Origin of the sequence: Stenotrophomonas sp. As-7 (assembly GCF_030291015.1) — a bacterium.
GTDB classification, from domain to species: domain Bacteria; phylum Pseudomonadota; class Gammaproteobacteria; order Xanthomonadales; family Xanthomonadaceae; genus Stenotrophomonas; species Stenotrophomonas lactitubi.
This window is the reverse complement of record NZ_CP127405.1, coordinates 330,774-356,076: the sequence shown is the minus strand read 5'-3', so window position 1 is coordinate 356,076 and position 25,303 is coordinate 330,774. Positions and strand designations below refer to the sequence as shown.

The 25,303-nt window shown below is 66.7% G+C and carries 26 protein-coding genes and 1 tRNA gene; 8 read left to right on the top strand and 19 right to left on the bottom strand.

The genetic code is table 11. The features are described 5' to 3' along the window. Positions 1–29: 29 nt before the first annotated feature. Positions 30–929, bottom strand: coding sequence for an EamA family transporter RarD (gene rarD / locus QP457_RS01615; RefSeq protein WP_205405792.1), 900 nt, complete (start codon positions 927–929; stop codon positions 30–32). Further along, a complete protein-coding gene (gene yedA, locus QP457_RS01610; RefSeq protein ID WP_180164402.1) occupies positions 926–1,831 on the bottom strand; it encodes a drug/metabolite exporter YedA in 906 nt (301 codons plus the stop codon). The genes rarD and yedA overlap by 4 nt, the downstream gene beginning before the upstream one ends. Before the next feature lie 222 nt (positions 1,832–2,053). Between yedA and QP457_RS01605 the strand changes: the two genes are divergently transcribed. After that, positions 2,054–3,388: an MFS transporter gene (locus QP457_RS01605; protein WP_099819627.1), complete on the top strand. Its 1,335-nt coding sequence runs from the start codon at positions 2,054–2,056 to the stop codon at positions 3,386–3,388. Between the two features lie 31 nt (positions 3,389–3,419). Beyond that, positions 3,420–3,755, top strand: a complete 336-nt coding sequence (locus tag QP457_RS01600) for a hypothetical protein (protein ID WP_205405846.1) — start codon at positions 3,420–3,422, stop codon at positions 3,753–3,755. 118 nt (positions 3,756–3,873) lie between these two features. Here QP457_RS01600 and QP457_RS01595 read toward each other — a convergent pair whose 3' ends face one another. The 4 genes from QP457_RS01595 to QP457_RS01580 all read right to left on the bottom strand — a co-directional run bounded on the left by QP457_RS01595 (position 3,874) and on the right by QP457_RS01580 (position 8,459). Next, positions 3,874–5,526, bottom strand: a complete 1,653-nt coding sequence (locus QP457_RS01595; RefSeq protein WP_205405845.1) for a M28 family metallopeptidase — start codon at positions 5,524–5,526, stop codon at positions 3,874–3,876. 106 nt (positions 5,527–5,632) lie between these two features. After that, a complete protein-coding gene (locus tag QP457_RS01590) occupies positions 5,633–6,565 on the bottom strand; it encodes an MBL fold metallo-hydrolase (RefSeq protein WP_205405791.1) in 933 nt (310 codons plus the stop codon). Positions 6,566–6,748: 183 nt separating this feature from the next. Further along, positions 6,749–7,045: a hypothetical protein gene (locus tag QP457_RS01585; protein ID WP_205405789.1), complete on the bottom strand. Its 297-nt coding sequence runs from the start codon at positions 7,043–7,045 to the stop codon at positions 6,749–6,751. A 121-nt stretch (positions 7,046–7,166) separates the two neighbouring features. After that, positions 7,167–8,459, bottom strand: a complete 1,293-nt coding sequence (locus QP457_RS01580) for a tryptophan--tRNA ligase (RefSeq protein WP_205405787.1) — start codon at positions 8,457–8,459, stop codon at positions 7,167–7,169. Between the two features lie 108 nt (positions 8,460–8,567). Between QP457_RS01580 and QP457_RS01575 the strand changes: the two genes are divergently transcribed. Continuing rightward, on the top strand, positions 8,568–9,374 hold the full coding sequence (locus QP457_RS01575) for a hypothetical protein (protein ID WP_089241426.1): 807 nt from the start codon (positions 8,568–8,570) through the stop codon (positions 9,372–9,374). 78 nt (positions 9,375–9,452) lie between these two features. On the opposite strand, the gene QP457_RS01570 is transcribed toward QP457_RS01575, so the two are convergent. From QP457_RS01570 to rocF, 3 genes are all read right to left on the bottom strand, one after another. Further along, positions 9,453–9,674, bottom strand: a complete 222-nt coding sequence (locus QP457_RS01570) for a CsbD family protein (RefSeq protein ID WP_025878332.1) — start codon at positions 9,672–9,674, stop codon at positions 9,453–9,455. 212 nt (positions 9,675–9,886) lie between these two features. Then, a complete protein-coding gene (locus QP457_RS01565; protein WP_019661832.1) occupies positions 9,887–10,024 on the bottom strand; it encodes an entericidin A/B family lipoprotein in 138 nt (45 codons plus the stop codon). 167 nt (positions 10,025–10,191) lie between these two features. Further along, positions 10,192–11,112, bottom strand: a complete 921-nt coding sequence (gene rocF / locus QP457_RS01560) for an arginase (protein ID WP_089241432.1) — start codon at positions 11,110–11,112, stop codon at positions 10,192–10,194. 286 nt (positions 11,113–11,398) lie between these two features. Here rocF and QP457_RS01555 point away from each other — a divergent pair, with 286 nt between their 5' ends. Then, positions 11,399–11,848: a hypothetical protein gene (locus tag QP457_RS01555; RefSeq protein ID WP_205405785.1), complete on the top strand. Its 450-nt coding sequence runs from the start codon at positions 11,399–11,401 to the stop codon at positions 11,846–11,848. A 59-nt stretch (positions 11,849–11,907) separates the two neighbouring features. Here QP457_RS01555 and QP457_RS01550 read toward each other — a convergent pair whose 3' ends face one another. Continuing rightward, on the bottom strand, positions 11,908–12,681 hold the full coding sequence (locus QP457_RS01550; RefSeq protein ID WP_205405783.1) for a DUF3011 domain-containing protein: 774 nt from the start codon (positions 12,679–12,681) through the stop codon (positions 11,908–11,910). Between the two features lie 160 nt (positions 12,682–12,841). Between QP457_RS01550 and QP457_RS01545 the strand changes: the two genes are divergently transcribed. Continuing rightward, positions 12,842–13,777: a hypothetical protein gene (locus tag QP457_RS01545; protein ID WP_205405779.1), complete on the top strand. Its 936-nt coding sequence runs from the start codon at positions 12,842–12,844 to the stop codon at positions 13,775–13,777. A gap of 499 nt (positions 13,778–14,276) precedes the next feature. Continuing rightward, positions 14,277–14,681 (top strand): hypothetical protein, encoded by a 405-nt coding sequence (locus QP457_RS01540; RefSeq protein WP_205405777.1) that lies wholly within the window; start codon positions 14,277–14,279, stop codon positions 14,679–14,681. A gap of 58 nt (positions 14,682–14,739) precedes the next feature. Here QP457_RS01540 and QP457_RS01535 read toward each other — a convergent pair. The 4 genes from QP457_RS01535 to birA form a co-directional block, all read right to left on the bottom strand. Next, positions 14,740–14,815, bottom strand: a tRNA-Thr gene (locus QP457_RS01535). Between the two features lie 41 nt (positions 14,816–14,856). Beyond that, positions 14,857–15,690 carry an SPOR domain-containing protein gene (locus QP457_RS01530; protein ID WP_205405775.1) on the bottom strand — a complete coding sequence of 278 codons (834 nt, stop codon included), beginning with the start codon at positions 15,688–15,690 and terminating at the stop codon, positions 14,857–14,859. 9 nt (positions 15,691–15,699) lie between these two features. After that, the gene (locus QP457_RS01525) at positions 15,700–16,431 is read right to left on the bottom strand and encodes a type III pantothenate kinase (RefSeq protein ID WP_089241444.1); all 732 of its coding nucleotides are present in this window, start codon (positions 16,429–16,431) and stop codon (positions 15,700–15,702) included. Then, positions 16,428–17,393: a bifunctional biotin--[acetyl-CoA-carboxylase] ligase/biotin operon repressor BirA gene (gene birA, locus QP457_RS01520; protein WP_089242004.1), complete on the bottom strand. Its 966-nt coding sequence runs from the start codon at positions 17,391–17,393 to the stop codon at positions 16,428–16,430. The genes QP457_RS01525 and birA overlap by 4 nt, the downstream gene beginning before the upstream one ends. A 143-nt stretch (positions 17,394–17,536) precedes the next feature. Between birA and QP457_RS01515 the strand changes: the two genes are divergently transcribed. Together QP457_RS01515 and QP457_RS01510 are read left to right on the top strand one after the other, a co-directional pair. Next, positions 17,537–17,812, top strand: coding sequence for a hypothetical protein (locus QP457_RS01515; protein ID WP_205405773.1), 276 nt, complete (start codon positions 17,537–17,539; stop codon positions 17,810–17,812). After that, complete coding sequence (locus QP457_RS01510) at positions 17,779–18,570, top strand: M90 family metallopeptidase (RefSeq protein WP_205405771.1); 792 nt, start codon at positions 17,779–17,781, stop codon at positions 18,568–18,570. The genes QP457_RS01515 and QP457_RS01510 overlap by 34 nt, the downstream gene beginning before the upstream one ends. A gap of 37 nt (positions 18,571–18,607) precedes the next feature. Here QP457_RS01510 and QP457_RS01505 read toward each other — a convergent pair whose 3' ends face one another. The 5 genes from QP457_RS01505 to QP457_RS01485 form a co-directional block, all read right to left on the bottom strand. Beyond that, on the bottom strand, positions 18,608–20,032 hold the full coding sequence (locus tag QP457_RS01505; protein ID WP_089241450.1) for a sensor histidine kinase: 1,425 nt from the start codon (positions 20,030–20,032) through the stop codon (positions 18,608–18,610). Between the two features lie 22 nt (positions 20,033–20,054). Next, positions 20,055–20,738: a response regulator transcription factor gene (locus QP457_RS01500; RefSeq protein ID WP_004136763.1), complete on the bottom strand. Its 684-nt coding sequence runs from the start codon at positions 20,736–20,738 to the stop codon at positions 20,055–20,057. A 72-nt stretch (positions 20,739–20,810) separates the two neighbouring features. Continuing rightward, positions 20,811–21,179: a hypothetical protein gene (locus QP457_RS01495; RefSeq protein ID WP_089241452.1), complete on the bottom strand. Its 369-nt coding sequence runs from the start codon at positions 21,177–21,179 to the stop codon at positions 20,811–20,813. A gap of 212 nt (positions 21,180–21,391) precedes the next feature. Further along, positions 21,392–22,423 (bottom strand): tRNA dihydrouridine(20/20a) synthase DusA, encoded by a 1,032-nt coding sequence (gene dusA / locus QP457_RS01490; RefSeq protein WP_205405769.1) that lies wholly within the window; start codon positions 22,421–22,423, stop codon positions 21,392–21,394. Between the two features lie 108 nt (positions 22,424–22,531). Next, positions 22,532–25,288 carry a peptidoglycan-binding protein gene (locus QP457_RS01485; protein WP_205405767.1) on the bottom strand — a complete coding sequence of 919 codons (2,757 nt, stop codon included), beginning with the start codon at positions 25,286–25,288 and terminating at the stop codon, positions 22,532–22,534. Positions 25,289–25,303: the final 15 nt, after the last annotated feature.

Below are 25,303 nucleotides of genomic sequence, written 5' to 3'. Positions count from 1 at the left end.
GCATCGCGAAGGGCTCTGACCCCGCAGTGCTACCGCTTGGCCTTGCGCATCGCACGCACGTTGTCTGCGACGAACAGGATCAACCCGGCCCAGATCGCCGCAAAACCAATCGCCTTGCCGGTGTCGAAGGCCTCGTGGAAGAAGAACACGCCCAGCAGCAGCTGCAGGCTCGGAGCGATGTACTGCAGGATGCCGACCAGCGACAGCGGAATGCGCTTCACTCCGTAGGCGAAACCGATCAGCGGCACCGCCGTGACCACGCCACCGAAGATCAACAACAGATCGTTGCCCCAGCCCCAGCCACTGAAGAAGCCGCCGCCATGGCCGTTCTCGGCCCACAGTGCGAAGCCCAGCGCCGGCAGGAACAGATACAGGCTTTCCACCCCCAGCCCGGCCACCGGATCGACTGACACCAGCTTGCGCAGCAGGCCGTACAGGCCGAACGAGCAGGCCAGGCCCAGCGCGATCCACGGCGGCGTACCCGCATCGATGGTCAACCAGGCCACGCCCACCGCAGCGATGGCCACGGCCACCCATTGCACGCGGCGCAGGCGCTCTTTCAGCACCAGCACGCCCAGCAGCACGTTCACCAGCGGGTTGATGAAGTAACCCAGGCTGGTCTCGATCACGTGACCGGCGTTGACCGCCCAGATGTACAGGCCCCAGTTGAAGGCGATGGTCAGGCTCGATACCGCCAGGATCGGCAGCGCGCGCGGTTGCGCGGCGATCTTCTTCCACCAGCCCAGCCGCGAGGCGATCAGCAGCCAGGCCACCACCAGCACGGTGCTCCAGATGATGCGGTGGGCGATGATCTGGAACGACGGCACCTCGTTCAGCAGGTGCCAGTAGACCGGCACCAGCCCCCACAGCACGAAGGTGGACGCGGTAACCAGCAGGCCGCGGCGTTGTTCTTTCTCGTCCATGCTCATCGCTTGCGTGTCCTTGCCATTGTCAGTACCACCACACCCAGAAGTATCACTGCCATGGCCAGGAAGTCGCGCCAGCCGAAACGTTCGCCGTTCAACGCCGCACCCAGCAGCACCGCGATCACCGGATTGACGTAGGCATAGCTGCCGGCCAGCGCCGGGCGCACGTTCTGCAGCAGCCAGACGTAGGCGGTGAACGCCACGATCGAACCGAACACGCACAGGTAGGCCATCGCCAGCAGGCCACCGGTATCGGGCAGGGTGGTGGGGCGCTCGCCGACGACCAGGCCGATCAGCACCAGCAGCACACCACCGCAGATCATCTGCCCGGCGGCCGTCATGAACGGGCCCGGCAGGTCCTGCCCGCGTGCCCACACCGAGCCGAACGCCCAGCCGACCGGCGCGATCAGCAGCAGCACCAGCCCGGTCGGCGAGGCAGTCAGGCTGCTGCCGGCGTTGAGCCAGACCACGCCGACGAAGCCAACGGCGATGCCCAGCCATTCACCCTTGCTGGCGTGCTGGCCGCGCAGGGCCGAGAACAACGCCATCCACAGCGGCACCGAGGCCACCGCCGTGGCGGCCAGGCCGGATGACACCTCGCGCTCGGCCAGCACGACCATGCCGTTGCCCAGCACCAGCATGGTCACGCCCATGACGGCCAGGTTGCGCCACTGCCGCAGGCTCGGCTTCGGCATCTTCCAGAACAGGCGCAGTGCCAGGTACATCACGCCGCCGGCAATGATGAACCGGCTGCCGGAAACCATCGTCAGCGGCAGCGCGCCGCCATGCAGGGCCTTGGCGATACCCAGGTAGGTCGAGCCCCAGACCACGTAGACCAGCAGCAATGCCAGCACGACAAGGCCGCCCCGTGGGGCAGCCGCAGACGGAACGGGGGGAGCCGACATGACACACCAGGGAGCTGGGGGAACCCGGATTTTAGGACGTTTTGGTTATGGTCCGGCAGCCCGTGTAGTGGCACGCTGTCATCCATCCATGTCCCGCCCGCCCTTCCGGCACCCGGCGTTGACGTGGGATGCAGTACTCAGGAGGCTGGCCGGCAGCGCACTGCGCGCCCCTGGCACCGATCTTTCCCGCATGGACGCACCGCATCGAGGATTTCCACCCAGATGAGCACCACGTCCCAACCCGCCGTACCCGCCAGCGATGGCGCCGCCCTGCGGCGTTCCATCTCCAACACCCTCAAAGGCTCCGCCGGCAACCTGGTGGAGTGGTACGACGTCTACGTGTACTCGGTATTCGCCGTGTACTTCGAGTCGCAGTTCTTCTCGCCTGAAGACAAGAACTCCACCATGTACGTGTGGGCGATCTTCGCCGCGACCTTCCTGATGCGCCCGATCGGCGCATGGTTCTTCGGCCGTTTCGCCGACCGTCATGGCCGTCGCCTGGCGTTGACCGTGTCGGTCACGCTGATGGCCTTCTGCTCGTTCATCATCGCCATCACCCCCACCGCTGCCAGCATCGGCATCTGGGCGGCGATCATCCTGCTGTTCGCGCGCCTGCTGCAGGGCTTCGCCACCGGTGGCGAGTACGGTGCCAGCGCCACGTACATGTCCGAGGCCGCCATCCCCGGCCGCCGCGGCTTCCTGTCCTCGTTCCACTACGTCACCCTGGTGGGCGGCCATGTGCTGGCCCAGCTGACCCTGTTCGTGATGCTGACGTTCTGGGCCAAGCCGGAAATCTCCGAGTGGGGCTGGCGCATTGCCTTCGGCATCGGTGGCATCGCCGCCGTGGTGGTGTTCTGGCTGCGCCGTGGCATGGACGAGTCGCTGTCGGAATCCTCCATCGAAGCCGCGCGCGAGGGCAAGGACAAGAAGTCCGGCTCAATGTACGAACTGTTCGTGCACCAGTGGCGTCCGCTGCTGCTGTGCTTCCTGATCACCGCCGGTGGCACCATCGCGTTCTACACCTACTCGGTGAACGGCCCGAAGATGATCCAGAGTGCGTTCGCCGGCAACGATCCGATGACCGGCACGCTGATCAACCTGGGTGTGCTGGCCTTCCTGATGGTGTTGCAGCCGGTGGGCGGTTGGCTGTCTGACATCATCGGCCGCAAGAGCCTGCTGGTGTTCTTCGGCGTGGGCGGCGTGCTGTACAGCTGGTACCTGATCACCCAGCTGCCGCACCAGCACGATGCCACCCTCGCCTTCCTCACCCTGGCACTCGGCTTTGTCATCCTCACCGGCTACACCTCCATCAATGCCGTGGTGAAGGCAGAGCTGTTCCCCACCCACATCCGTGCACTGGGCGTGGGCTTCGGCTATGCATTGGCCAACTCGCTGTTCGGCGGTACCGCGCCGCTGCTGTATCAGGGCGCATTGAAGACCGGCCACGTGGACTGGTTCGCCATCTACGTCACCGCAACGATCGCGGTATCGTTGGTGGTCTATGTGTTCTTCCTCACCAACAAGGGCCCCAACTGGCTCGACGGCACCCGCAAGTAAGCGCGCCGTAGTGATCGCGGCCACCGGTGCAATGCCGGTGGCCGCCGCTTCTCCTGCCACGCCGCTGGTGTGGCTTGCACTGGGTCTGGGCGCAGCAACCCTGCTGGCATGGCTGATCCGCCGGCCCGGCGCCCAGGCGAGTTGGCCACGTATCGGCTTCGGCATTGCCCTGCTGGCGTTCTGCGCTGCGCTGGTGCTGCAGCTGGCAGCGGATCTGGGCAGCGATACCAGCTCACTGCATCTGCGTCTGAGCCGGGGTAGCAACCCGGCTCCGGTGGCCGGCCTGCGCACGATGGTGGCCTGCTATCTGGCCGCGCTTGTGGTTGCCGGCTGGGGCGCCTGGAAGCTGCTGCGGAAGAAGTGGTAATGCCGGCCGCTGGCCGGCAACTGCACATTCCTTCGGAAGGTTCTTGAGGTTGCCGGCCAGCGGCCGGCACTACCGTGCGCTCAGAGGTTGCCGGCCGGCGGCCGGCATTGCCGTGCGCTTACCGGCGGGCGGCTTCGCTCTTCTCACGGGCGCCGTGGAATTCCGATTCCTTCTCCCACTGCGGCCAGCGACGGCTGTTGGCCAGCTCCGCGCCCAGGTCGTAGACCAGCAGGGTATCGGCTGCGTGACCGGCCGGATCCCAGCTCGGCGTCCACGCATCGCAGGCCTGGTGATAGCAGTCAGCAAAGTACTTCTCGCGCAGCGCGCGGCCAGCCTCGACACCGCCGTCCAGCTTGTCCAGGCCCGGGCCGATGGTGATCGCCGGCACGCCCAGGCGGGCGAAGGCGAAGTGGTCGGCACGGTAGAAGAAGCCGGCTTCCAGATTCGGGTCCGGGCTGTAGCTGCGGCCACGGGCCTTGGCCACGCGTTCCAGGTCGCCTTCCAGCGACACCCGGCCCTTGCCCCACGACGCGATGTCACGGGTGGCCCCATCCGGGCTGAACATCTCGATGTTCAGTACCGCAGCGGTCTTGTCCAGCGGCGCCAGCGGGTGTGCGGCGTAATAGCTGGCGCCCAGCAGGCCCTTCTCTTCGGCGGTCAGCGCGACGAAGTACAGGGTGCGCTGCGGCTGCGGGCCGGCGGCGAACACCCGGCCCAGTTCCAGCACGGTGGCCACGCCGGTGGCGTTGTCGATCGCACCGCGGCGGATGCGGTCGCCCTTGGCGTCGGCCTGGCCGATGCCGAAGGCATCCCAGTGCGCGGAGAAGATCACCGCCTCATCGGCGTGCTCGCCGCCGGGCAGTTTGGCCACTACGTTGCGGGTCACCACCTGCTCGCGCTTGAGCGCGAAATCGACGCTCAACTTGGCGTTGTCCAGCGCAACCGGACGGAAGTCCGCGCTCATCGCCTTGCGCTTCTCGGCATCAAAATCCAGACCGGCGTCGGCGAAGATCGCCTCGGCCAGCTCGCGCTGCATCCAGCCACGCAGCGGCGTGTGCTGGGCCATCGCTTCGGCCTGGCCGCGCTCGATATCGAACAGCGGCGAGGTGCCCGAACTCTTCACCGTAGCCCAGCCATAGGCGGCCGGTGCGGTCTCATGCACGATCAGCACGCCTTCGGCACCACGGCGCGCGGCTTCTTCGAACTTGTAGGTCCAGCGGCCGTAGTAGGTCACCGCCTTGCCATCGAACGCACCCGGCGCATCGGCCTCGAAATCGGCGTCGTTGATCAGCATCACGGCGATCTTGCCGTGCAGGTCCACGTCCTTGTAGTCGTTCCAATGGCGCTCGGGCGCGTCGATGCCGTAGCCGACGAACACCAGCGGCGCATCCTTGATCTGCACACGCTTGCGCGGCTGCAGGCTCTGCAGGGTCACGTCCACGCCATTGGCCAGCGCCCGCTTGCCGCCCTTCAGGGCAAGACTGGCCTTGGCCGGGCCATCCAGCTGCGCGCGCACCAGCGGCACCGGCTGCACCCAGCTGCCGTCCACACCGCCCGGCTGCAGGCCGTAGCTGCGGAACTGCTCGATCAGGTACTGCACGGTGCGCTCTTCGCCTTCGGTGGCCGGCGCACGGCCCTCGAATTCGTCCGATGCCAGCACGCGCACATGACGCGACAGCGCCTGCGGATCGATGCCGCCGCCGGGCAGGTCATTGGCCGCGTGGGCCAGGCCACCGACGAACAGGCAGGACGACAGCAGCAACACGCGCATCGGGTTCACGGCAGTACCACGGCAGGCTTGGGAATAGCCAGAGTGTAACGTGACAGTGCAATGACGGTGCGGGTTGCGCACGGCGTCATTCACGCGTGGCGTGGATCTACCGCGACGCGCGGTCCAGCCAGCAGGCCAGGCCCTGCGCGTTGAGTTCGATATCCATCGCCAGCACCTCGGTTACCGCAGCCTGGTCCAGTGCGCAGCCATGCTGCTGTGCACGCTCCAGGTACAACGCCTGCAGCGCGGCCAGCAGGCAGCGATGACGGTCGGGACGGCCGTCGCACTGTCGGCCGATTGCCGCCATCGCATCGATCTGTTCGAACAGATCCTCCGCCAGCTTTTCGACCTGTTCGACACGACCGTAGTGGGTCAGGTACATCGCCTGCGGTGCGTAGCCGAGCATGCGTTGGATCGACGCCTTCATCGCGTCCGGATCGAACTGCACCGGCGATGAGGTGGGGAAGATGAAAGCGCCCTGCGCACTGTCCAGCTCGCGATAGGAGATACCGAAGGTATCGCCGGTGAACCAGCTGCGGCTGTGCGCATCCCACACGCAGTAGTGGTGCAGCGCATGGCCCGGGGTATGCAGCAGCACCAGCTCGCGGCCTGCCAGGTCGATGCGCTGGCCGTCTTCAGCCACCACCACGCGCTGCTCGGGAATCGCCTCGATGCGGCCATAGCTGCGCGCGATTTCCTCGGCGCCATAGACGGCGGTGGCACCGGCGATCAGCCGGGTCGGATCGATCATGTGCGGCGCGCCGCGCGGATGCAGCACCGCACGCGCATTCGGCAGCTGCTGCATCAGCAGGCCAGCGCCGCCGGCATGATCCAGATGCACGTGGGTCAGCAGCAGCCAGTCCACCGCCTCCACGCCCAGCCCGTTGTCGGTCAAGGCCTGCAGCATCGCCGGCACCGACAGGCCGGTACCGCAGTCGACGAACGCGGCACGGCCGTTTTCGATGATCAGGTAGGCGGCATCGAAATTGGGCCGTTGGAAACCGGTATCGATGGTGTGGATGCTGGGATCGGCGGTCATCGACGCGCACCTGGCAGGATCGGGAACAGAGGCCCATGGTAGGCGCGCCGGCATGGCGTGATCGATGCGGCTTTGGTCGGAGGGGGCAATTCCGTAGAGCCGAGCCCACGCTCGGCTGCCCTTCTGCCAGACATCAGCCGAGCATGGGCTCGGCTCTACAGAGGGCACAAGCGGGGCGCTGCATCAGAGGCGCAACCAGCGCGGGCGCAGCAACAGGGCCATCACCAGCACCGCCAGGAACGCACCATAGGCATACAGCACCGCCAGCACCTGCGGCCAGATCGGTCCGGCGCCCGGCTGTACCAGACCGATGTGGTGGCCCCACAGCATGGCCAAGATGCTCAGGGCGAGCGCCAGCACCAGGGTGGCACCATCGAACAGGCGCCGCCGCGCGGTACGCGGCTGGCGCGGGAACAGCCAGTACAGGCTGCCCAGCAGGATGAACCAGGGCAGGAACAGCAGCAGCGACAACCAGGCCATCGCAGACTCCATGTCATCGCGCCTGAGGCGCGCGGACATCATGCCATGGCCGCTGTTCCCGGGTAGTGCCGGCCGCTGGCCGGCATCCACCCCTGCGCCGACCAAGGTCGGCATCTACCGATCAGTCGGCGCGCAGCACGGCCAACGCCGCCAGCACCGCATCGACCTCGGCTTCCAGCTTGAACAGATCGCTCTGCAGCTGGTCGCCCTGCTCGGCCTGCTTCAGCACGGCGATCAGCTGGCCGGCATCGCGCGGCGAGTCGAAGCCTTCGCTCTGGATCAGCAGCGTGCCGTCGCCTGCGGTCAGCTTGAAGTAGAAACGGCCATCCTTCTCGCGGTACTGCTTGAACAGCGGCGGCGCGGCGCGGGCTTCACCGGCATCTTCGCTGGCGATGTCGCCTGCATCGGACAGATCACGCAGGCCCACCGCATGGCGCAGCTCTTCCAGCAGCGGTGCCGCCAGCTGCTCACGCAGCTGCTGGCCACGGCGCTTGAGCAGTGCCTCGATCTTCTCCGGTTCGGCCATCAGCGCGTTGTAGCGCTCGCGCAGCGGCGACAGTTCGCTGTCGATGCGCTCGAACAGCTGCTGCTTGGCATCGCCCCAGCTGATGCCGTCGGCGAAAGCCTTGGCGAATGCGGCGGTCTGTTCAGGGGTGGCGAACGCCTGGTACATCTGGAACAGCGCCGAACCTTCGGTGTCCTTCGGCTCGCCCGGTGCACGCGAGTCGGTCAGGATCGAGAACACCAGCTTCTTCAGCTCGTCGCGCGGCACGAACAGCGGAATGGTGTTGTGGTAACTCTTGCTCATCTTGCGGCCATCCAAGCCCGCCAGCGTTGCCACCTGCTCGTCGATCACCACGTCCGGCAGCGGGAAATACTCCTTGCCGTACACGTGGTTGAAACGCTGGGCGAAGTCGCGCGCCATCTCGATGTGCTGGATCTGGTCACGGCCCACCGGTACCTGGTTGGCCTTGAAGATCAGGATGTCGGCCGCCATCAGCACCGGGTACATGAACAGGCCGGCGCTGACACCTGCGTCCTCGTCCTGGCCTTCCTCACGGTTCTTGTCCACCGCCGCCTTGTAGGCATGGGCGCGGTTGAGGATGCCCTTGCTGGCGATGGCGGTCAGGAACCACATCAGCTCGGTGGTCTCGCGGATGTCGCTCTGGCGGTAGAACCACACGTGTTCCGGGTCCAGGCCACAGGCCAGCCAGCTGGCAGCGATCTCCAGGGTCGCGCGCTGGGTGCGCTGCGGGTCCTGCGACTTGATCAGGCTGTGCAGATCGGCCAGGAAGAAGAAGCTCTCGATGTCCGGCACGCGGCTGGCCGCAATGGCCGGGCGGATGGCGCCAACGTAGTTGCCCAGGTGGGGCGTGCCGGAGGGGGTGATGCCGGTAAGGACTCGGGTCGTCATGACTGCGTGCGGAAACCTTCTATGAACGGAGCCAGTTTACCGTGCGCACGGTCAACCCCGTCAGGGCCCCCGGCACGTTCATTCACCCAACCCCGCTGGAGACGCCCGATGAAACGCCTGCTGCCCCTGCTGCTGATCCTGCCCCTGGCCGGCTTCCGCCCGGCCCCGCTGCCCCCGCCGATGCCGCAGGACGGCCCGGTGCGCGTGGCCCTGGTTGACCGCGACCGCGGCACCGAGTTGCGCAGCTACCCGGCCGACGGCCAGCGCTGGGTGGCCGGTGAGCGCGGCCATCGCTATGCGGTGCGCCTGTACAACGACAGCCCGCGCCGGGTGCTGGTGGTGCTGTCGGTGGACGGCGTCAACGCCATTTCCGGCGAAGATGCCGATCCCTCGCAGACCGGCTACGTGCTCAACCCCGGACAGCGCGCGGACATCACCGGCTGGCGCAAGACCCAGGACGAAGTGGCCCAGTTCGTCTTCAGCAGCCCCAGCGGCAGCTACGCCAGCCGCACCGGCCGCCCCGACAACGTCGGCGTGGTCGGCGTAGCGGTGTTCGAAGAGGCGCGCCGCTGGTACCCGCGTCCGCAGCCGATCCTGCGTGATCGCGCCGGGCCGGCACCAGAGGCAGCCGAAGCCTCGGCGGCCGCCGATGCCAGTGCCAGCCGCATCGAAGGTTACTCGGCCAAATCGCAGGCACCTGCGCTGGGCACCGGCCATGGTGCACGTGAGAGTTCCTCGGTGCGCGATACCGATTTCGAACGCGCCACCCGCAGCCCGGCACAGGTACTGCAGCTGCGCTACGACAGCGCCCGCAACCTGCGCGCGCGCGGCATCCTGCTCGATTCGCCGTCGCGCCTGGACCGCCAGCCGCAGGCGTTCCCCAACCGCTACGTGCCCGACCCGCCGGCACGTTGATCGCCACACAGCGCAACGCCCGCACCTTCCGGCGCGGGCGTTGTCTGTGGGGGCAGAACGCGGGCGTGCGGCGCCCGGTTACTTGTAGTCCGGATAATCCTTGTGCATCGCCTTCTCGAAATCGCGCACTTCGGTTTCTGCGCGATCCTTGGCCCAGCCATAGCGCTCCTGCAGGCGGCCGGCGAGATACTCGGCATTGCCCTCGGCCACATCGAAATCGTCATTGGTCAGATCGCCCCACTTCGCCTGGGCCTTGCCCTTGAGCTGGGACCACTTGCCGGAAATGATGTCTTTGTTCATTGCTGAGGCTTCCTTGGAATGCAACGGCGTTGTTACCGTGCATGCAGCTTCCCGCAATGGCTGTTGAAGCACGGTCAACCGACCATGAAAACGCTGCTCACCTGCTTGAATGGTTCACTACCCATCGACACGCGGCGTCCACTCCCAACAATCGCCCATAAAAAAAGGCCGGGAAGATCCCGGCCTTTTCCGTACTGCGCACCACCTCAGGCTCAGTTGCCCTTGGCAGCATCCTCAACCTTCTCACCAGCCTTCTGCACGTCCTTGCCGGCACCGGCAACGGTGTTGCAACCGGCCAGCAGGGCCACCGAGAACATCGACAACAGCATCAGGGCAACTACGCGCTTCATGGGCTTCTCCTTGGGTTTGCCGCTACACCGCTCAATCACGGGGTTCGGTTGTATTGATCGGGGCGGCAGGCTGGTTCGAAGCCAACACTGCCGCGTGAGGTGCAATCTGGCGGCAGGGGCGTGGAGCGCGTGTGAACGGTTCGTCCAACCGTTCAGGCTGGACCCTCTCAGTCGCGCATCAGGGTCGACTTTCCGAACAGGCTTTCCACCAGATCCACGGCCAGTTCGGCGGTGCTGTTGTGGTTGTCCAGCAGCGGATTGAGTTCGACGATATCCAGCGAACCCATGCGCCCGCTGTCGGCGATCATCTCCATCACCAGCTGCGCTTCGCGGTAGTTCACCCCGCCCGGCACGGTGGTGCCCACGCCCGGGGCGATGCTCGGGTCAAGGAAATCGACATCGAAGCTGACGTGCAGGTGGGTGTTCTCGTCGATGCCGGCCAGCGCCGCTTCCACGGTGCGCTTCATGCCGTTCTCGTCGATGTAGCGCATGTCGTAGACATCGACCTTGTGGGTCTTGATCAGGCGCTTTTCTTCCGGATCCACCGAACGGATGCCGATCTGGTGCATCTGCGAAGGCTTGATGGCCGGCGAGGTGCCACCCAGCTTGGTCAGCGCATCCGGGCCGAGGCCGCACAGGCAGGCCACCGGCATGCCGTGGATGTTGCCCGACGGGGTCACATCGCTGGTGTTGAAATCCGAATGCGCATCCAGCCACAGCACGCGCAGGTCCTTGCCCTGCTCGCGGCACCAGCGTGCCACGGCGGTGATCGAACCGATGCCCAGGCAGTGGTCGCCACCGAGCATGATCGGCATTCGCCCGGCCTGCAGCTCGGCGTAGCTGGCTTCCATCAGCGCATGGTTCCACGCCACCACTTCGTCCAGGTGACGATAGCCCTGCACCGGGGCGGTCCACGGGTTGCGCGGGCCGTCCAGGTTGCCGAGGTCGCGCACGTCCACGCCACGTGCCTCCAGTGCTTCAGGCAGGCCAGCCACGCGCAGGGCTTCCGGCCCCAGCCGCGCGCCGCGATGGCCCGCCCCGATGTCGGTGGGGACGCCGATCAGGGTAACGGCGGGATGATGGGCCATGGGTGCCTCCTGCGAACGAAAAAGAAGCACAGTCTAGCCAGACGCATGTGACACCACTCGCGGCGGTGCAGCAGGGCGGCCCGTCGATCACCCATCCAGGCGGCCCCGATGACGGAGGTCGCCTTTCAGCCAAGCGTAGCGTCAGGAATTCCCTTTCCCGGGACAGGCTTCACACGCAGGTCGGTATCGGCTCTATCCATGGTCCGGTGAAGACAGAACAGTGGTCCCGCACGCGCCAACGGCGAGGTGCCAGTCCCATCACCCTCGGTCTTCGAAGGAACTTTCCATGAAACACCTGATCCACCGCGCTCTGTTGTTGTCCGTTGGCGTTGCATGCTTGGCATCCACCAGTGCTTGGGCCGCACCTCAGCGCGTGACATACGCGGTAACCAATGATGAACTTGCACGGCACCAACCTGAAGCCCGCGATGTTCTGACGTGGGTGGGCAGGCACGTCCGCCCGTCATTCGCACCTCTGGGTGCTGGCACGGTCCATGTCGAGCGTAGTGCCTTTTCTTCAGGGGCAGTCGCCCGAATGTCCGATCCTTCTCCTCCGGGAAAGCTGCCTGACAGCGGCTACCCAGGCGAACAGTACAAGGTCGAGAACACCCTGCCGGATGGCACGTACCAGTCGTGGGAATTCCGCTGGGTGGAACCCTCCAGCGGCCATGGCGGCGGCTGGGAGATGACCGGCTACCAGTTCAAGCGAGGCAATGACCCCGTCGAAATCCAGTAGCGCCGCTGCAGGGACAGGACCTGCCATCGCATGGCAGGTCCTGCGCTGGCACCTGTGACTCACCCGCCGCGACGTCGCATTGGCGTCACGCTCTGCACCCGGCCGTTGTTATTCATCATGCACAGGAAACGGCCGTCGGGATAATCGATGATCAGTTCCTGGTAGTCGGTTCCGACCGGCACCTGGGTCACCAGCGTGCCCTGTGCGCCTTTGCTTGCGTTGCACGAACCGAGCGCGGTATCGCCGGCTGGCGCGTTGGCTGCGGCCTTTGACACGTTGCGGAACGTCGCACGGCAGCCACCGTTGACCCACACCGAATGCCGCGACAGGCCCCAGTTGCTGCCCTGCTCGCAACGGGTACGGCTGAGCTGGCGCACGATCTCCACAGTGCCACGCGTGTCCATGTCACAGGACACCTGGCGCTGGTCTGTGGATTCGCAGGTCACTTCCCGTGGCAGTGCCGCATCGTCATCACGGTCCTGATCCCGGTGGTGCCTGCCGCCTTCTGCGGCCGCAGTGGAACCGCCGCTGCTGACCTGGCAGATGCCGTTGGCGCCGCCGCGCCCGGTGTAGCTGACCTGCGGTGCACCGTCGTCGCCGGTGCTGATCGAAAGCGTGGTGCCGCTGTTGGCATCGCGCGCCTCGACGTAGCGATCGTTGAAACGCTTGAGTGTGGCCTCGCGGCCCTGCACGTATACCGGCCCGCCTTCGTCAGCGTGCACGTCGATGCCACCCGGGCAACTGGCGTTGAAGAACGGCACGGCCGCCATCGCCGGTGCTGCGAAGGCGCTGGCAAGCAGCGCGACGGTCAACGACAGGCGGTGGTGGCGCATGGTCAGCTTCCTGGCAAGAGGTGTGCGGTGGTCACCAGTATGGGGGCTGCCGGAGTTGCTCTGTCGTGAGGAACATCAAGCCACCGATCACCGGCCGCAGACTACCGCAAGCGGGCCAGCGCTATCATCGGGGCATCACACGGACGTCAGGTACACACACATGACCGCCCTGCCCTTCGACCACGCGCAGCAGCAGCTGCTGGCGCTGCAGCAACGCATCCATGCGTTCAATCTGGACAGCGCGGCCGAGCATGAACTGGACATCCAGGACCCGGCAGGCCCGCTGTGGGCGGCGCTGCAGGAACGGGTGACCGTGGCGCCATTGTACGGCGGCCTGCACGTGGAGTTTTTCGGCAACCCATGGGAGGAGCCGTTCGCGTGGACGCTGGCCTGCCTGTCCGATCAGCGCGTGGCCGATGCGATCATGTCGCTGTCGTTCACTGGCCCGGACGAAGGGGCCAATGGCACGCGTGAGTGGGAGTTCACTGCCCTGCTGGACAGCGATGTGCGTCTCCCACGCCTGCGCTCGTTGTCGATCTCCCCCACCGAACCGGCCGACCACAACATGTCGCTGGTGCAGCGCGCGGGCACCATCATGGAAGAAGACGGCGAGATCGCCCGCTTCGTTTCCAGGGCGCCGCACCTCAGCGAACTGGTGGTGCCGGATGCACCGGACGCCGCGTTCTTCGAGGTGCCGCTGCCACACCTGCACAGCCTGCATATCGGCGGTGGCTCGGACACCCAGCGCTTCATCGACAACCTCGCCGCATCACGCAACCTGCCTACGTTGGGCCTGCTGGATTTCAGTGAATCGACGGAACTGCAGTTCGTCTGGGCCGACGCGCGCGAGATTGATGCGGTCACGCCTTTCGCGGCCTATGAGCGCTTGTTCGCCAGCGACGCCTTCGCCGCCGTGCACACCTTTCGGCTGCGGAACAGCGCGCTGACGCTGGAACAGCTGCAGTCACTGCAGGCCATGCGCCCACGGTTGTCGTTCATGGTCATCCAGGCAGCGACGGGGGGCTATGTCAGCCATTTCGCCAAGGATGTGTTCCCGTGGCGGCACCTGGTGCCGGGTGATCCGGGGCAGCGTTGATCGCCCAGCTGGTGCGTATGATGGTTGAGTCGATTGCTTGGGGACGTGGTTAAGTTGGCTTGACACGCCGCGCCGGCGTTACGCCGCACGATTGCGGCACTACGGCCTGTTTCAGGCTCCAACAGTACGCCGCGCAGAATGTCGTTTGTGCCTCGGGATTGGCCGCGACAAGCCAATTGCGATAATTCATTTTTTCTTTCAAACAGCGCGATGCCATCGGAACAATCGACTGGCAGCCCGTGATTCTGCCTGCGCATGATGAACTGCCACCGAAAACCAGTGGCCGGGACTTCCAAGCCCGTGCAATCGAAGCTGTTTACGCTTGTCAGCCGGCGTCGCCTCTTGCGGGTGGCGCCGGCTGGCAATCCGTCTGCTGCCTTATGGCGGGCGGTGCGTGGGGGCCTTGCGCCCACCGGCTCATCGATTCCCGGTCTTGGAAGCCACGCATCGTCCGCCACCCTCTGCCGGTGGCGCCTCTGCTGCACCCGAGGATGCCCACATGTCCGCTCCTGACTATCCCTACCTGACCGCCACGCTGGGCGACGCCGCCGAACGCTTGCCCCCCGAGCTTGCGCAGCCGTTGGAAGCTGCGTTCGCCGCCGCCGTCGATGTGCCGGACCCGATCACGTTGCAAGGCTGCCTGCAGCGCATCCGCAGCTGCGATGGTGCCGACGGTCAGCCGTGGCGCGGATCAACGCTGACACCCGGCCAGGGCATGGCCATGGCACGCGCAGACCGTGCAGCTGCCGGACTGACCACCTTGCTGGAAATGTTCCACGCCGCCGAACGCGTGCGGGTGGATGGAGACGAAGGGCAGCAGATCGGCGACGGAACGCGCGAAGGGCTACTGCTGGCGTGTCGGGGATTGGCGGAATACGTGGAGCTGCAGCTGCATGCGGCGTAGGCACACAGGCACGAGACTGCCCCAGGCAACAAAGGGGCAATTGGAGTTAGCCGGAAGATGGTGCCGCTTATCCGAATCGAACGGATGACCTACTGTTTACAAGACAGTTGCTCTACCAACTGAGCTAAAGCGGCACGGGGTGAAACGCCGACGGCAGCGCCGTGGTTTGGGAATTCTAGCGCAGTCGCGTGCATTCCAGCGACCGTTGCTGCGCGGCGCCGCTGCGCTGCTGTGCCTGGGCCGGTTCGGCGGCAGCCGCCAGCTGCCCTTCCAGCCACCATTGGCCGGCATCACCACTGGCGACCAGACGCGGCTGGAAGCCAGCGGCCTGCACCGCAGCCATGCGCCGTTCGGCGCCCTCGCGGTTGCGGTACTGACCCAGCGCAATGGCGTTGGTCTCTTCGCCCTGGCTGATGATGTAGTAGTCGCTCAGCCCCGCGGCGACGATGCGCTTGACCGTGGCCTGCGCGTCATCGCGGTTCGCGGCGGCGGGCAGCAGTACGCGGTAACGGGCACTGCCGCTGGCGGCGGGCTGCTCGCGCAGGCGTACCTGGCCCAGCAGGTTGCCCGCACGGCCCTGTGCGGCGGTGGCAGCGGCGCGGTCGGCGAACGGGCCCAGCGCCAGGCAGCGCGGCGGTACGGCCGGGGCTGCGGGCTTCTCGGCCACCGGTTCGGGCGCTGGCTTGGCGATGGCGGCGACCGGCTCGGGCGACTTCACCGGTTCGGCGGGTTTGCTGGAAGCTGGGGGAGTGGCCGCTGCCGGCGCAGGCGCAGCGGCCACTGCGGTAGCCGGCGCGGCCTCACGCTCCACCAATGCTTCTGTGGGTGCCGCTGCTGAGGCCTGCGCGGCCACGGCCGCATCGGTCCCGCCGGGCAGCCAGCGCAGTTCGGCCACGCCGGTCGGGTGCGGCGGCAACGGCTCACGCGCCGGCTCATCGCGCAGCAGCCACCAGGTGGCGACACCAAGATTGAGGATCGCCAGCACGACGATCAGGGCACGGGTCAGCATGCGCCGATACTAGCCTGCGGGCTGGTGCACCGCCCAGCGGGCGAGGCCATCCAGCACCAGCGACGGGTGGTAGTCGGCCCCGTCCAGCAGCGGCATCAATGCCGGCGCGCCACCGCCATGCACCAGCAGCGACGGCATCACGCCCAGCAGTGCCTGCGCTTGGCGGGCACTGCGTTCGACCAATGCAACGGCAGCACCATCGCAGCCCGACGCCAACGCGTCGGCAGTGTCGTTGGCGAATTCGCTGTAGTCACCACCGCTGGCCGGCAGCTGCACCGCGCGCGCGTGCAATGCCTCGCGCATGGTGGTCGGCGAGGCGGAAATACGTCCACCGTGATGCTGGCCATCGGCATCAAGCAGGTCGATGGTCAGGGCGGTGCCGACACCGACCACCAGCACCGGCCGTTGCGCCTTGGCGGCGGCAAGCAGGGCCAGGAAACGGTCGACACCGAATTTTTCCGGCTTGGCGTAGGCAATGCGTACGCCTGCACACTGGGCGCTGGTGCGCACCACATGCACGTGCTCGAAGCGGCGCTGCAGCTGATCCAGCATGGCGCTGGTCAGCGACGGCGCGGCGACGCTGGCGACAAACGCGGTTTCACCACTGGGCAGGCTGTGCGGCGGTTGCCCGGCCATGCCTTCGGCGCCATGCGCCCAGGCCTGGACGTCGCCGGCGCGGTCGCCATGCAAGGGGGCAAACTTGAAACGCGAATTGCCCAGGTCGAACAACCAGTCGCTCATGCTTTTCTCACACTTACTTCGCCGGCATGCAGCAGTCGCTCGCGGCCATCGATGTCAACGCGCAACGCGCCATCGTCGGCCAGGCCGAGCGCGGTACCGTGCTGCCACTGTCCATCCAGCTGCACGCGCACTTCGCGACCGGCCAACATGTCGAACGCGGCGTAGCGCGGCAGGAACGGCGCCAGCCCTTCGCGGTCGAATTCTTCCAGCGCCGGCAGCAGGCGTGCCAGCACCGCGGCCACCACCGTGTTGCGATCCACCGATGCACCGGCCAGCGTGTCCAGGTCCACCCAGGGCTGGGTGATCTGCTCGGCGAAGGCCGGCGGCATGTGCACGTTGATGCCGATACCGATCACGGCGCGCGCCGGCCCGGCGTACTCGCCACCGCCCTCGGCCAGCAGGCCGACCAGCTTGCGGCCATCCACCAGCACGTCGTTTGGCCATTTCAGCTGTGCCTGCGCGTAGCCCAGGTCGTGCAGCGCTTCGGCCACGGCGACACCAGCGACCAGGCTCAAGCCGGCCAGTCGGCCCAGCCCACCCTCGAACAGACGCAGCACCGACAGATACACATGCGCGGCCAAAGGCGAGGCCCAGGTGCGGCCACGACGGCCACGGCCACCGGTCTGGCGCTCGGCCAGCAGGACGCTGACACCGCGCTGGGGCGCGCTGCAGCGCAGCAATTCGGCGTTGGTGGAGTCCACCGTCCAGGCCACCTGCAGGTCGTGCAGCAGCGCGGCGGCGTCCTTGGGCAGGCCGGCGCGGATGGTCTTGGCCTCCAGCAGGTCTACCGGCCGGGTCAGCCCGTAGCCCTCGCCCGCGCGCCCTTCCACCTCGACACCGGCGGCCCTAAGCCCTTGAATACGCTTCCAAATGGCGGCCCGGGTCTGGCCCAGCTCACGGGCCAGGGCGTCGCCGGACAGGCGACCGGCAGCGAGTTTGGCCAGCAGTTGGCGATCGTCCACGGCAGCTTCCACAAGGTCAGAACGGAATTATGCGGGAAAGCCGCCAGCGACGCCCGCCAGGCCCGGTTCCGGCGGGCTTCCAATCTGGCGCCGGGTTCGGGCTAGAATCGAGAGCTCACCCTCCCTTAACGTGGATGTCGTCAATGCGCCGTTATGCCCATTGCCTGATCCTGCTGACGATGCCCTTCGCGGCGTCTGCCACAGCAGCGCTTGATGACAGCCGTGGCGCCTGCGTCTATTCGGCAGGCGATGCGGCCTCGCAGCGCACACCGACCAGCGCGCCGGCCGCAGCCGCCGCCAAGCCGGCACCGGTACGCCCTGCAGCTACCACCAGCAGCGGCGGTGGCGGTGACGACGATGTACTGCAGCGCATCCGCGCGCCGAAGTGGCACAGCTACCTGCCGGGTATGTTCCGCTGATCAAGTCGTTGCTGCAGTGGCTGCGGCCCGCGCCGCGGCCGATCGAAGACGCACACTGGAACGATGCCTGCCACCGCGCAGCATGGTTACGCGGCCTGGACGACGAACGGCGTACACGCCTGCGCGCGCTGACCACGCGCTTCCTGCATGAGAAGACCATCTCCCCGATCGGCGACCTGCAACTGCAGCCGGCCGATGGCGTGCTGCTGGCCGCACTGTGCTGCCTGCCGCTGCTGGAGTTCGGCGAAGTCGGACTGGAAGGCTGGTCGCAGCTGATCGTCTACCCCGATGCGTTCCGCGTGCATCGCAGCCACATGGATGCCGCCGGGGTACTGCACGAGTGGGATGACGAGTTGATCGGCGAGTCGTGGGACAGCGGCCCGTTGATTCTGTCGTGGGCCGATGTGCAGGCCGACCTGGCGGCACCGCATGAGGGCTACTGTGTGGCCGTGCATGAGATGGTGCACAAGCTGGATGGGCTGGACGGTGCGATGGACGGCACGCCGCCGTTGCCGCGTGCATGGCAACGCGAGTGGGCTGCGGACTTCCAGAAATCGTACGACGCGTTCTGTGCGCAGGTGGATGCGGGCGTGGAAACGCTGATCGATCCGTATGCGGCGGAAGCACCGGAAGAGTTCTTCGCGGTGGCCAGCGAGTACCACTTCTCTGCGCCGGATCTGCTGGCCGAAGCGTTGCCGGAGGTAGCTGCGCATCTCAAGCGGTTCTATGGCGAGCCGCCGAAGATCGAAATACGGTAGTGCCGGCCGCTGGCCGGCAGCCTGGCATTGCGGAGGCTTACGGCCCCGGCGGCAGCTGCACTTCGAAACGGGCGCCACCCAGTTCGCTGGAACGGGACACCTGCAGCTCGCCGCGGTAATCCTTGATCAGGTCCTGCACGATCGACAGACCGATGCCGTGGCCCTGCACGCGCTCGTCGCCGCGCACGCCACGCTGCAGCACCTTGCCGATGTCTTCCGGGGCGATGCCCGGGCCATCGTCATCCACCGCCAGCAGCAGACCGGCGCGACGCGCGTTCGGCGCCGGCAGCGGCTGCGCGGTCAGCAGCACGCGGCGCTTGGCCCACTTGAATGCGTTCTCCAGCAGGTTGCCCAGCAGTTCCTGCAGGTCACCCGGTTCGCCGTGGAAGCGTGCGGCCGGGTCGATGTCGAATTCGCACAGCACGCCCTTCGACGCATAGACCTTCTCCAGGCCGCGCACGATTTCCTCGGCATTGGATTCGATCGGCAGCGGTGCCGAGAACAGCTTGTGGCCCGACGAGGCCGCGCGTGCCAGCTGGTAGGACACCAGGTTGTTCATGCGCTGCAGCTGCACGTCTAGTTCTTCGCGCAGTGCGCCATCACCAGCACCGCTGTCCATCTGCGTGCGCAGCACCGCGATCGGTGTCTTCAGGCTGTGCGCCAGGTCGGCCAGGGTATTGCGCTGGCGCTCGAGATTCTCACGCTCGCCCTCGATGAAGGCATTGATGCTGTCGGTCAACGGCTCCAGCTCGCGCGGGTGGCGCTCGCTCATGCGCTCGGTCTCGCCGCGCTGGACCTTGGTCAGCTCGGTGATCACGCGCCGCAACGGACGCAGGCTCCACTGCAGGATGACCGTCTGCAGCAGCAGCAGGATCAGGCCGATGCCGCCCAGGTAGAACCAGACCCGGCTGCGGAACACGCGCAGCTGTGCACCCAGCGCGCGCGAGTCTTCCATCACGTAGATGGTGTACGGGAATTCGGTGGCGGGGTCGGCGTCGGCATCCCACACCAGGCCCAGGCCATAGCGGTACACCGAGCCCTGGCTGCCGTCGATCTGGATCATCGGCAGCGGGCCTTCGAACACTTCCTGGCGCGGGGCCAGCAGGCCGCCGCCGACGGTGGGCAGCATCGGGCCTTCGGCGGACATTGAATTGCCCTTGCCGTCGGGCATCACCACCTGCAGGTACAGGCCGCTGCCGGGCACGTCGAAACGCGGATCCGGCGGCTGCTCACGGATGTACAGCGAGCGGTCGCGGGTGAAGTCGATGCCGGCCGCGTAGGAGGTGGCGTAGTTCTTCAGGCGCTCACGCAGGTTCGCCTTCGCCGTGTCGGCGAAGGCGGCATCGAGCGCGTAACCGGCCAAGGCCAGGAACGCGACCAGACCCACGGAGGCGGCGAACATCTGGCGCGCCTGCAGAGAGCGCGGCCGCCAGCGTCGGAAGAACCACAGACGGCCGGACATCGTTTATCGCCTGCTGAAGGCCTCAGCCCTCGTTGCGTGGAATCGCGAAACGGTAACCACGACCGCGCACGGTCTCGATCGGCTTCAGTTCGCCATCCGGGTCCAGCTTCTTGCGCAGGCGGCCGATGAACACTTCCAGCACGTTCGAGTCACGATCGAAGTCCTGCTGGTAGATGTGCTCGGTGAGGTCGGCCTTGGAGACCAGTTCACCGGCATGCATCATCAGGTACTCCAGCACCTTGTACTCGTAGCTGGTGAGGTCGACATTGCTGCCAGCCACGCTGACGGTCTGCGCTGCCAGATCCAGGGCAACCGGACCGCATTCCAGGGTCGGCTTGCTCCAGCCTGCGGCGCGGCGCAGCAGCGCGTTGACGCGGGCCAGCAGCTCTTCCACATGGAACGGCTTGACCAGATAATCGTCGGCGCCCTGCTTCAGGCCCTCGACCTTGTCCTGCCAGCTCGAACGCGCAGTCAGGATCAGCACCGGGAACTTCTTGCCTTCGTCGCGCAGGGCCTTGATCAGCTCCATGCCCGACATCTTGGGCAGGCCAAGGTCGATGATGCCGACGTCGAACGGTACTTCGCGGCCCATGTACAGGCCTTCTTCGCCGTCCTGCGCTGCATCGACGGCAAAACCTTCGCGCTTGAGCCGGGCTGCCAGGGTCTCACGCAGCGGGGCTTCGTCTTCGACCAGAAGGATACGCATGAACTCTCCCTAGTGTGCTGGGTGCGGCCCGGAGGCCTGTGGGTACGGGTTGATAGCGACAACTATCCCTGTTCAGGGGTTATCGCCGCGTAGTGATGACATATCCGACCGCGGCGTGCGCGGCTGTGAACGTGCCGGGGCGGGGTCGTCCATGTAGCGGACCCGACCGCGGTCGTCCATGTATTTGACCCGGTTGATGTCACGACCATCGAACGGCACCCGCTCGGCGCCCAGGATGTGGCCGCCGGTGGTCCGCTGCACGCGGCGCACGGCATCGGACAGCGAGCGCTCGTTGTTGGCCGCCCGGCCACCGCGCTCCATCATTTCAGCGCGCCCCTGCTCCCGCTGCGGGTCCTGCGCCAGCGCCGAAGACAGCGGGGCAGCCGCCAGGACCACACAGGTGGCCAAGGCAAAACAGCGGTGGAAGGGAGCGGAAGACATCGATGCGATCCTAGCCGAGCACGGCGATTCGTTCAAAAGTCGTAAATCCGGGCACCGGAATGGAACCCGGCGTTTTACAAATCTTTTGCAAATTCTTGGTTTCGGGCGGTGAATCCGGTCTGAACTTTTCGGGATGCTCCGTCGTGTCGTTCAGCTAAGTGAACATTCGGAACGAATCCGCTCCGCTTGTCAAGTCAGGAATGTGACGACGGTCACGCTGCAGCGCGATCAGCGCCACGATCGGTCACTTCCAGCGCCTGCTCGATCAGGGCCCAGCCGGCGCCCGGGCGGTGTGCGCCCTCGCTCAGTACCTGGCGGAATGCGCGGCCACCGGGTTGGCCGTGGAACAGGCCAAGGATGTGGCGGGTGATGTGCTTCAGGGCCAGGCCCTCGCCCAGGCGGGCTTCGATGTAAGGACGCAGGGCGCGCAGCAGTTCTCCGCGCGGTCGCAGCGGCGCGCCGGTGTGCAGGGCCTCCAGCTGATGCAGCAGGTAGGGGTCGTGGTAGGCCGCGCGGCCGAGCATCACGCCATCGACGTGCACGGCCTGCGCCTGCACCGCCTCGATGCTGGCCAGGCCGCCATTGAGCACCACCGGCAGCGCCGGGCGCTCCTGCTTCAGGCGATAGGCCCAGTCGTACTTCAGCGGCGGAACCTCCCGGTTCTCCTTCGGCGACAGGCCCTTCAACCAGGCATTGCGGGCGTGCACCACCACCATCGCGGCACCGGCATCGACCTGGCGGTCGACGAAGCTGGCGAATACGTCGTAGTTGTCGTCCTCGTCCACGCCCAGGCGGCACTTCACCGTCACCGGGATGTCCACCGCCTCGACCATGGCCGATACGCACTCGGCCACCAGCACCGGCTCGCGCATCAGGCAGGCACCGAAACGGCCGGCCTGCACGCGGTCGGACGGGCAGCCGCAGTTGAGGTTGACCTCGTCATAGCCCCACTCGGCGGCGATGCGCGCGGCCTGTGCCAACAGGGCCGGATCGCTGCCGCCGAGCTGCAGCGCCAGCGGTTGTTCGCTGGCATCGAAACCAAGCAGGCGCTGGCGATCACCGTGGATCACCGCGTTGGCGTGCACCATTTCGGTGTACAGCCGCGCGCCCGGCGCCAGCAGGCGATGGAACACCCGGCAATGGCGGTCGGTCCAGTCCATCATGGGGGCGACGGACAGGCGCAGGGAATCAGCGTAACGGGCGGTGGCGGACGTCATCGGGCGGTTGATCGTGGAGACTGGCATTGCCAGTGAGATCAATAGTTTACACCGCCGGGCTGAACGGCGACGGCGGGGCCCGGGGTACTCCCCGGAGCCGGCGTACGACCGGCCCCGGGAACCCACGCGGCGACCTTACTGCGCGCGCCCCTTCACCTGCTCCTGCTGCTGTTCCTGCACACGCTGGTTGAACTGGATATCCAGTTCCTCGGTCTGGCGGGTGCTGGCCTCGACCGACTGCGACACGGCCTGTCGGCTGTCGACGAAGGTGCGCTGCGCGGCCGGGTCACCGACGTTGCCCTGCACGGCAAACAGACCGCTGCCATCCGGGCGCGCGACCACGTGGTCGATCTGGCGCATGCCGGCGACCTTGCTCTCGTAGGCCAGCTGGCCAGCAGCACGTTCGGTCTCCTGCGCGTTGGCGAACAGCGGGCAGAGCCCGGCCTGCACGCGCTGCTGTTGCAGCGCCTGCAGTTTCTCCAGCGCCTGGTTGAAGCGCGGATTCTCGGCGTGCGAAGGGTCGCGCATGCTGGGAGCTGCCGGTGCGGTCGGCTCCGCCTTTGCCGGCGCAGCAGGCTGGCCTGCGGCCTTCACTGCGGCCGGGTCATCCAATCGGCCGAGGGTCTGGCGGCCGGCCTTGCCATCCTGCTCCAGGCCGTTGTTGGCCTGGAACTGCTTGACCGCCGCAAAGGTGTCCTTGCCGTAGATGCCATCGGTCGCCAGCGGCTTGCCGTCGGCGCCCACGTGGCCCAGGGCTGCCAGCTTGCCCTGCAGCGCCTTGACCTCGTCACCGCGTTCGCCCTTCACCAGCATGCCATCGGCCATCGGCGCCTGCTGCGTGGCGCGTGCGGCCTGCGCGGCTTCGGGCCCCTGCGCGTGCACCTTGCCACCGAGGGTGATGCGGTCGTTGAGCATGTCGCCGAGGTAGCGCCGGAACTGCGCCGGCTCCACTTCAATATGCGCGTGCACCGCGCCGGGCGAGCCCACATCGGACTGGCGTACCAGCGGCGCACCGTACTCGACGAAATCGCCGGTCTTGTACGGGATGGAGCCGACGGCGCCGTGCAACACCTGGCCCACCAGCTCGCGGCGGGCGTCGCCGACCGGATGGCTGTAGATGCTGATGGAATTGGTGCCGTCGTTGTTGAGCTTGACGTAGCCGGCCACCGGACTGGGAATCATCAGGCTGCGCCCGCCGGCACGGTCGGTCAGGATCAGATCCTTCTGCACCAGCGGAATGCCGTTGATGTCCTCGCGCTTGCGCACGGCCTCCAGTTCACCGTCGACCATGCCCGCGGTGCGGTCAACCTTGCTGGCATCGCCGGCGCGCACGGCGGCGGCATTGGTGTTGGGATGGTGGATCTTCAGCTCGCGGAACGCTTCCTCGCCGCTGATGCCGTGGTGAAGGACGCGGTTGCTCTTGCCGTTGCCGAAGGGTTCCACCACGGAAATGCGCCCGCCACCGGGCGCTGCGGCGCCGGCAGGACCGGTGTGCTGCTGCGCGGCGGGTGGCGCAGCCCTCGTCGGGGCTGCCGGCGCGGTCGGGGCAGCAGGCGAAGGCGCGGCAGGGCGATGCTGTGCGGCCTCGGCATCGATGGCCCGGCGCGTCTGTGCGTCGGCCATGCCGGTGGCCGGCAGATGGTGCTGCTGCTGGAACACGTTGATGGCGTGCTGGCTGCCAGCCCCCAGGTAGCCATCGGCAGTGATCGCTTTGCCATGCGCATCGGTCAGGCCCAGCGCGGCCATGTCACGCTGCAGCGCACGCGCCTCGCGGTCGATCGCACCCAGCGTCGCAGGCCCCACCTTGCCATCGACCGGATTCAGATGGTGGTCGCGCTGGAAAGCTTCGACGGCCTGCCGGGTTGCGGCATCGAACTGGCGATCGGGGTGGATGGCCTGGGCTCCCACGCCGCCATAGCCCAGCGCGTGCAGGTTGTGCTCCAGCTTCTCCACCGCACGGCCGGTAGAGCCCTCTTTCAGCACCTGCGGGCCACCGCCACCGTGCTTGTGCGAGCGCGCCTGTTCCAGCGCTACGCGGATGTCGGGATCGTTGCCTTCGTTGGCCGGCGCGAAGTCGCGGCGACCCACTTTCAGGTGCGCGCGATCCATCTCCGCCGAGTGGCGGGGATAGGCCTCTTCATAGCCAGCGGCGACGTCAGCGGCCGCCAGGCCGGCATAGTATTTCTTGTCCTGGCGGATCTCGGCCGCCTTGTCGCGCAGGTCCTGGTAGTCGCCGCCCCGCTTCAGTACCGCTTCCAGCTGCGGCAGTGTCCCCGGCAACTGGTTGGCGGACTTTGCGATCAGCGCGATCGCTTCGAAACGCTTGTCTTCTGCAATGCCACTACCGTGCTTGTCCAGCATGGTCATGGCGATGCGGGTGGCGTTGCGCACCTGCGGGTAGTCCACGTGGGTGTGGATCCACTGCTTGCCTTCGGGCGACCCGGCCCAGGCGTTGATGCTGTCGCGGGTCGGGACATCGATGAAGCGGATCGAGGAACGCTTGCCCTGGCCGTCGCCGTGGCTGAGCAGGTCGGCGCGCAGGTCGGCATGGTCGTTGGTGAAGGGCAGATGGTGCGCCTTGGCGTAGCTGCTGGCCTGCTGGATGACCGCGTCCACGTAGGTCGTCTCGCCGGGCTTCAGCGCACGCTCTTCGGTGGCACCCAGCGGCCATTTGCCACGCTGGCCGAAGTCGACCTGGATGGTCCCCAGCGAATAGCCACTGTTGGCGGCCACCGCGCTGACCGTGCCCCACTTCGGCTCATCCAGTCCCTTGGTGATGCCGGCGATGCTGAGGTGGTACGACGATCCGCCACCTTCGGTGCCGCGTCCGACGGCGAAAAACACCGCGCCGGCGGTTGCGTCCAGGTTACGGGTATCGATGTTGTTTGGCATGGCTCACTTCCTGAT